Below are 6,883 nucleotides of genomic sequence, written 5' to 3' on the forward strand. Positions count from 1 at the left end.
CATCATCAGAAACCCGAAAGTCCCCTAAAGAGCCGATATGTCCGGTATCTTCCGTCGACTAAAAGCCAACAAAAACCCACCCACATATCTCTTCGTTCTCATAACAATTTCAAAGAGCGAGAAAGCAAACAAAAGACATCCGCAGCGCCATCTACTTTTAGCGCAACTTCAGCCCGTCGCCTCTTTCTGTTATCCCGCCGTGACGTTGTCGTCCGCGTCGGTGAGAGGCTATCTAAGCCCAGTTCTTCCGACTCGCAAGAGGAAAGTTCAAAAAAAGTACATATTTTTTCCACGAGGCCAGGATGCGTTCAATTCTGCGCCGTATCGGCCTTGAAAGGCGCGGTAAACCGGCCGCGCCCTGCCCGATAGGCCAAAAGCAATCCGATGATGCCGGCATAGATCAGTGGCTCGGGCGGCCAGGCTTTGACCAGCCAAATATAGTGCAGCGCCGCCAGGATCGCCGCCGGATAGACCAGCCGGTGCCATTTGCGCCAGAGCGCCCCGCCCATTCGGCGCAGCGCCCAGTTGTTGGAGGTCAGCGCAAGCGGGATCATCAGCACCAGCGCAGCAGTTCCGGCGATAATATAAGGCCGTTTGGTCAGATCACTCAGCAGCTGCGCACCGTTCAATTGCAAATCCAGCATCAGATAGACCGCAACATGAAGCGCCGCGTAGTAGAAGGCCATCAAACCCAACCAGCGCCGAAAGCGCATAAGGTTGATGCGGGTCAGGCGCAGGATCGGCGTCACCATCAGGCTTGCCACCAGAAACTGCAAAGCGATCTCGCCCGACTCATGTTCCAGCACCTTGACCGGGTCCGCCCCCAGCCGGTTCTGCACCGCCAAATAAAACAGCCAGATCGCCGGCACAAAGCCAACCGCGTAAAGCGGCCAGATCGGCACTCGGCGCAGCCCGCCATTCATCCGTTGAACAAGGCTCATCAGTAGAACTTGCTAAGGTCCATCCCGGCATAGAGGCTGGCAACCTCGTCGCCGTAACCATTGAACATCAGCGTATCAATCCGTCCGGCAAATAGGCCACCACCAACGGGGCGTTCAGTCGCCTGAGACCAGCGTGGGTGGTCAACGGTCGGATTTACATTTGAGTAAAAGCCATACTCTCTGGCATTGGCATTGTTCCAGCTGGTCGGCGGTTCTTTGTCTGTCAAATGGATACGCACGATCGATTTGATGGATTTGAACCCATACTTCCAGGGCACGACCAGACGCAACGGCGCGCCATTCTGGTTCGGCAGTTCCTGTCCGTAAAGGCCCGTGGCCATCAGTGTCAGCGGATGCATTGCCTCATCCAGACGCAACCCTTCGACATAGGGCCATGGCAAAGGCTGGAACAGGCCGCGCTGGCCGGGCATTTCCTCAGGCCGGACCAGCGTTTCGAAGGCAACATATTTGGCCGAGGGTTGCGGGCTGACCTTCTTCAGGATATCCGCCAGCGGCACACCGATCCAGGGGACCACCATCGACCAGGCCTCAACACAGCGGAAACGATAGATGCGCTCTTCCAGTTTGGCGGGGTTGATCAGATCGGACAAATCGTATTGCCCCGGACGATCTACCATCCCAGTGACATTCACAGACCACGGGTCGGTGGTCAGCGTATGCGCATTCTTTGCCGGATCTTCCTTGCCGGTGCCAAACTCGTAAAAATTGTTATAGCTGGTGACCGCGTCATACGGTGTCAGCTTGTCCCGCAACGGGGAGGTGTCGGGCTTGAACGACAGCTTTTCAGCCCGCGCCGTCCCCAACCCCAAGCCAAGTGCTGCCCCCCCTGCCAGCACAGCGCGGCGATTCAGATAGGCAGCTTTCGGAGTGACATTCGACCAGCGAAGTTTCGGGGCCTGTTTGATCAGCATTTGGGGTCCATTCAGCAATACGGTTACTCGGGATGTAATGCTTATACGTCAGAAGCCACTCAACAGCTTCTCACGTTTGCGCTGGTTTTGTGTCAGGCTGGACCAGCCCACTGGTGCAAACCACCTGCACCCAAAGGGACGCAGATCAGGGCTTAAAACCGACCGGGCAGGTCACCCCGGTGCCGCCGATCCCGCAATAGCCCTGCGGGTTCTTGGCCAGGTATTGCTGGTGATAATCTTCTGCATGGAAGAACTGCCCGGCAGTGGCAATCTCGGTGGTGATCGGGCCGTAGTTGGCTGCACTCAACTGCTCCTGATAGGCATCGCGGCTGGCCAAGGCAGCCTCCAGTTGCGCATCGGTCGAGGTGTAAATGGCAGAGCGATATTGTGTGCCGACATCATTACCCTGACGCATGCCTTGAGTCGGGTCGTGGTTCTCCCAAAAACTCCGCAACAAATCGCCAAAGCTGATCACCGCAGGGTCATAGACAACGCGCACAACCTCGGTATGCCTGGTGCCGCCGCTGCAAACCTCCTTATAGGTCGGGTTCGGCGTGCCCCCGCCAGCATAGCCCACTTGCGTGATCCAAACACCTTCGATCTGCCAGAATATCCGTTCCACGCCCCAGAAACAGCCCATGGCAAAGGTGGCCTCCTCCATTCCGTCCGGCAACGGCCCGGTCAAAGGGCGACCATTGACGAAATGCGTATCGGCTGTGGGGATCGGCTCGGACCGGCCAGGCAGCGGGCGGTCTGGCATCTCTGATTTGCGACCAAGTCCAAACATCTTGTCCCTCCTATTCCGCAGGGGATGGCAACCCATGCGCAAAGATGGTTTCGTTCCCCGGTGCCGGATGGCGCGGGATCATCAGCGCCAGCATCAGTGAGCCTGCAGCCATAGCTGCGGCCAGCAAGAACACCATCCCGGGATCATATAGCCACAGATAGCCCAGAAGAAAGGGAAGGAAAACGGCAGCGATGTGATTGATGGTAAAGGCGACAGCCGCCGTTGGGGCAATATCCTGCGGGTCAGCGATCTTCTGGAAATAGGTTTTCAGGGCAAAGGCCAGCGCGAAGAACAGGTGGTCGATAACATATAGCGCCATCGCCAGCATCACGCCCCAGCCCAGAAAATAGATGCCACCATAGGCCAGAAAAACGCCGATCAGGCCAATATACTCAACGATCAAAGCACGGCTTTCCCCCCAGCGCGCCACAGCGCGGCCCATCAGCGGTGCAAATATCATGTTGGCTAGAAAGTTGATCAGCAAAAGCCCGGTGACATGATGCACCTTGAACCCGAATTTCTCGACCATCATGAAGGCGGCAAAAACGACGAATATCTGGCGTCGCGCGCCCGCCATGAATTGCAGCGCGTAATATAGCCAGTAGCGGCGGCGCAGCACGAACGTCTTCAGCTGCGGATCAGGGCTTTCGAATTGCGGGTAGAACAGAAAGCAGAACACGGCCAGCAGCACTGTTGCCCCACCGCCCAGCATGTAGACGGTGCCATAGCTCAGCTCCAGATACTTCCACCCTGCCCAAAGCAGACCATAAGACACCAGCGAGGCCGCAGACCCCATCGCCACCAGATTGCCCAAAACCTGAGGTGCCCTGCCCTTTTCGATCCATTGCAGTTGCAGCGACTGGTTAACCGTCTCGTAATAGTGAAACCCGATGGACGACAGCATCGTCGTCATCAAAAGGCCCGAGAACGTCGGAAACCATGCGGTAATCGCTGTCGCCACACCCAGAAGTGTCAACGCGATCAGCGCCAAGACCTGCTCGCGGATAAACATAATCAGAATGATCACCCCGATGGCCAGAAAGCCGGGGATCTCGCGAACTGTATGCAACCAGCCAATATCCGAGCCGTCAAACTCAGCCGCCTCGATGACAAAGTTGTTCAACAGCGCCGACCAAATGGCAAAGGACAGCGGCATCGCCAATGCCAGGATATAGAGCATCGCCACCGGACGGCGCAGCGGCGCATAGCCGCGCGCCTGTTCCAGCGGCACGATATGAGGGCGGAACGGGTTCATGCCTTCGCTCTATATCCTGCCCGTCAGAAGGGCGAGTGAAAACTGGCCCCACGGCTTAAGCCGACAGTACCATATAAGAGCAAACCCGGCCCAATTGGCTAACCCGCTTGCGGGTTAAGTCTTAGCGACGGTTTTCAGCCTTCGACATGGCCACAGGTGTATTGGACCTCAAAAAAGTTCGAGTGATCCTGAAGGACTTTCGGCTTTGGCCCATAGTTCCAATACACGGGGCGGGCGACGGTCCCAATGCTGTGGGATACGAAGACGGGCGCAGTTGTTTCCAATGAGTCCGTTCAAATTCTACGCGGGCTCGATGTAGTGCGCGGCAAGGAGACCGATCAAGACTGGACCTTGCGTCCCGCCGATTTGGTCAGCGAGATCGACACGCGCGCGCCTGAAATCCAAACTGGTCTGTCGAACGCAGTCTATCGTGCGGGCAAGGCGCAGCGGCAGGAAATCTACGACGCTGCGGTGCACGGGGTGTTCGGGACCCTCGATCACCTCGAAGATCGGCTTTCCAGGACACGCTATCTGCACGGAAGCGTCCTGACGGAAACCGATCTGCGCCTCTGGCCGACGCTTGCCCGGTTCGATGCCGTCTATCACGGGCATTTCAAATGCAGCCGTCGTCGCCTTTCCTCCCTTCTTCGAGGATGATTTGGGCTTCGCGTAGCGTGTAGAAAACCTCCCCGTTCAGCAGTTCATCCCTGAACCGGGCATTGAAGCTTTCGCAGTATCCGCTCTCCCAAGGTGATCCCGGCTCGATGTAGGCTGTTTTGGCGCCGACCGCCGCAATCCAATCCCTGACAGCCTGAGCAATGAACTCTGGGCCGTTGTCTGCCGTCCGTTGCCCGGCAGGTGATTGCAAAGCAATCACTGAGAGGGAGGGTGGACCTTGACGCTGGTGCTGTCGAGGCTCAGGCAACGCACGCGGTCTTGATTTTGAACAGCAGCACTTGGGGTACGCCCTTGCAGCTGTAGGGACTGGCGGTGTGGTCGGTGCGGTTGTGTTTTCGTTCGTGGCAGAACTCAAAAAACCGCAAAGGTGGATTGCGGTCGGCACGTTTGTCGGGGGCGCCATGCTCCTGACACTCGGAATCTTTGATCTTCTGAGCGCATCCATGCCCCTTCAGGTTTTCATACTTCTCTTCCTGATTTTGGGACTGACGTCAGCCATGGCCGTTATACCGGTGCGCATCATATTGCAAAACACTGTTTCGCCCGACCGAATGGGGTCGGTAACGGCACTGAGCGAAGCGGCAAATACTCTGGCTCTCCTGACCGCGCCGTTTATGGGTGCATTGCTGGTGTTTCTGTTTTCCGTTGGCGCGCCATTCACAGTCGGCGGTTCCATTCTTCTAGTTGCGGCCGTAGTGATTTCGCGCCTTAAGCTTGACCAGCCTCGAAGCTGACGTTCGGTCGTATGATATGAAAGCCTAAGATTTTTTGATGCGGCTGTGCAAATGGCTGCTTCCACGCAACAGAGGAGTGGCACAAATGGTCGTTTTCGCTTGTGTCAGAAACCTACGAGTTTTGTCACTGTGAGTGTCACATTTTAGGAGTGGGGCAAGCAAAGCTGCTTGCCCCTTGCGTTGGTTGCGATCAGTTTATCTGGGACAGCAGATCAGGATTGGTCACAAGGTTCCGCACGCCGTGCGCGTGATCCTCATCAAAGGGATTGTCTTTGAGCCAAGCGTCAACGGACGTGATATTGAGCTTAACGACCTGCGGGCGCACGCTCCAAGTCACTTGGAAGGGCGAGCCCTTTTCGTTGTAGCCTGGGCCGGTGGTCGAGCCCGCATAAACGACTGGTTCACCTAGATCGTCGGGCAGGTTTGGAACCTGGCTCAGACCGCTGATTTCTTCGATGTGGGTCATCTCGACGAAGTCGGCACCGCCCTCGGCGACCAACACGGCGACCACAGCTTCGACACGCAATTGCGGGTTGCCAATAGCCTCGCTCAGACAGGTGCCAAGGCTCGGGCCAAGCGTCGCTTGCGCGGTTGAGTACACGAAATGGATTTCGATTGTGTCGCCGGGAACCAGGTCGCCGTGTTCACTGTCGCCTACCGTCATCCCAATAGGCGCAAGTTCCGCCTCGGTCAGCGCTCCGTCATATTTGAACCCAGTGCCGTAGCCGTGACCGTCGCCATTGCCAGCGTATGTAGTGAAGGAGCCACCCTTATGCTCGGCGTTCTCATGGAAGTGAATATCGCACAGGGCCATTTCGGTGACCACCGGAGCGATGCTAAACGTTCGGCGGTTCACGCCGTCATGCGCATCAATGTCACGTGGGGATTGCGGACCATAGCCAATGCCATCGGTCGCTGCAGCAAGGGCTGCCCGCTGTTCTGCGATGACTTCATCGGAAGCTTCGTGGCTGGCGGATTCGGCAATCGCGGCTGAAGCAATAACCGTAGCAGTTACACCCGCGCAAATCAGAGATTTTGTTTTCATTTTCTCGCCTCTCAAGCAATCGACTCAGAAGAAATGGATATCAGCATTTGGACCACGGCGAATGGATCGATGCAACAACAAAGACCGAAGTCCCATTTCATTTGAGCGCGATGCAGCCGAATATTGCTGCGGCAAAGCCAAACCCAATTCGGAAATAATGGATTGTGAGCCATTGGTTCAGTTTTGCTGCACCAGATGCCTCGTCCATGGTGCCGCTCGCAAATGCTGTGTTGGTTGACACAAAGAACGCGAAGGTCAGGACAGCCACGACGAAAACACACGCTGCGCTCAGCAACCAGTATCTAAGCTCCGGGCTGTCCCGCATCTTTCATACTGGACGAGCGCGCGGCGAAAGGCGCGTCATCCCAGACCGGCCCTTCGTGTTTTTCATGGCGAAAGTTCCAGAAGATGAAGATTTTCTGATGCGGGCCAGGGTGCGCGGTTTCGGCTTGGCCTGAGTGTGGTCCGCGTTGGAAAATCTCTCAGGGAGGAAGCTGCGGGGGCTGGGCGG

General features: G+C 56.7%; 8 protein-coding genes and 1 pseudogene. 2 read left to right on the top strand and 7 right to left on the bottom strand.

Translation table 11 applies throughout. From position 1 onward, the window contains the following. Window positions 1-308: 308 nt before the first annotated feature. The 4 genes from msrQ to ACW9UQ_RS18050 all read right to left on the bottom strand — a co-directional run bounded on the left by msrQ (window position 309) and on the right by ACW9UQ_RS18050 (window position 3,915). Complete coding sequence (msrQ, locus tag ACW9UQ_RS18035) at window positions 309-941, bottom strand: protein-methionine-sulfoxide reductase heme-binding subunit MsrQ (protein ID WP_458932379.1); 633 nt, start codon at window positions 939-941, stop codon at window positions 309-311. Continuing rightward, on the bottom strand, window positions 941-1,873 hold the full coding sequence (gene msrP, locus ACW9UQ_RS18040) for a protein-methionine-sulfoxide reductase catalytic subunit MsrP (RefSeq protein ID WP_458932380.1): 933 nt from the start codon (window positions 1,871-1,873) through the stop codon (window positions 941-943). The genes msrQ and msrP overlap by 1 nt, the downstream gene beginning before the upstream one ends. 145 nt (window positions 1,874-2,018) lie before the next feature. Next, on the bottom strand, window positions 2,019-2,660 hold the full coding sequence (msrA, locus tag ACW9UQ_RS18045; RefSeq protein ID WP_458932381.1) for a peptide-methionine (S)-S-oxide reductase MsrA: 642 nt from the start codon (window positions 2,658-2,660) through the stop codon (window positions 2,019-2,021). Between the two features lie 10 nt (window positions 2,661-2,670). After that, entirely contained in the window at window positions 2,671-3,915 is a 1,245-nt protein-coding gene (locus ACW9UQ_RS18050; protein WP_458932382.1) for an MFS transporter, read from the bottom strand. 246 nt (window positions 3,916-4,161) lie between these two features. Between ACW9UQ_RS18050 and ACW9UQ_RS18055 the strand changes: the two genes are divergently transcribed. Further along, window positions 4,162-4,572, top strand: coding sequence for a glutathione S-transferase C-terminal domain-containing protein (locus tag ACW9UQ_RS18055; protein WP_458932383.1), 411 nt, complete (start codon window positions 4,162-4,164; stop codon window positions 4,570-4,572). Here ACW9UQ_RS18055 and ACW9UQ_RS18060 read toward each other — a convergent pair. Next, window positions 4,550-4,756 (bottom strand): annotated as a pseudogene (locus tag ACW9UQ_RS18060) (integrase core domain-containing protein); the annotation flags it as partial. The gene ACW9UQ_RS18055 and the pseudogene ACW9UQ_RS18060 sit on opposite strands and share 23 nt — an antisense overlap. Before the next feature lie 115 nt (window positions 4,757-4,871). Here ACW9UQ_RS18060 and ACW9UQ_RS18065 point away from each other — a divergent pair. Continuing rightward, window positions 4,872-5,327: an MFS transporter gene (locus ACW9UQ_RS18065; RefSeq protein WP_458932384.1), complete on the top strand. Its 456-nt coding sequence runs from the start codon at window positions 4,872-4,874 to the stop codon at window positions 5,325-5,327. A gap of 190 nt (window positions 5,328-5,517) precedes the next feature. Here ACW9UQ_RS18065 and ACW9UQ_RS18070 read toward each other — a convergent pair whose 3' ends face one another. Beyond that, a complete protein-coding gene (locus tag ACW9UQ_RS18070; RefSeq protein ID WP_458932385.1) occupies window positions 5,518-6,372 on the bottom strand; it encodes a delta-class carbonic anhydrase in 855 nt (284 codons plus the stop codon). A gap of 97 nt (window positions 6,373-6,469) precedes the next feature. Further along, on the bottom strand, window positions 6,470-6,697 hold the full coding sequence (locus ACW9UQ_RS18075) for an anthrone oxygenase family protein (protein WP_458932386.1): 228 nt from the start codon (window positions 6,695-6,697) through the stop codon (window positions 6,470-6,472). Window positions 6,698-6,883 lie beyond the last annotated feature (186 nt).

This window comes from Halovulum sp. GXIMD14793 (assembly GCF_054457435.1).

Coding starts and splice junctions, on each gene's coding strand:
- ACW9UQ_RS18055 (WP_458932383.1), top strand. CDS start 4,162: ATGCTGTGGGATACGAAGACGGGCGCAGTTGTTTCCAATGAGTCCGTT.
- ACW9UQ_RS18070 (WP_458932385.1), bottom strand. CDS start 6,372: ATGAAAACAAAATCTCTGATTTGCGCGGGTGTAACTGCTACGGTTATT.
- ACW9UQ_RS18075 (WP_458932386.1), bottom strand. CDS start 6,697: ATGCGGGACAGCCCGGAGCTTAGATACTGGTTGCTGAGCGCAGCGTGT.
- msrP (WP_458932380.1), bottom strand. CDS start 1,873: ATGCTGATCAAACAGGCCCCGAAACTTCGCTGGTCGAATGTCACTCCG.
- msrA (WP_458932381.1), bottom strand. CDS start 2,660: ATGTTTGGACTTGGTCGCAAATCAGAGATGCCAGACCGCCCGCTGCCT.
- msrQ (WP_458932379.1), bottom strand. CDS start 941: ATGAGCCTTGTTCAACGGATGAATGGCGGGCTGCGCCGAGTGCCGATC.
- ACW9UQ_RS18050 (WP_458932382.1), bottom strand. CDS start 3,915: ATGAACCCGTTCCGCCCTCATATCGTGCCGCTGGAACAGGCGCGCGGC.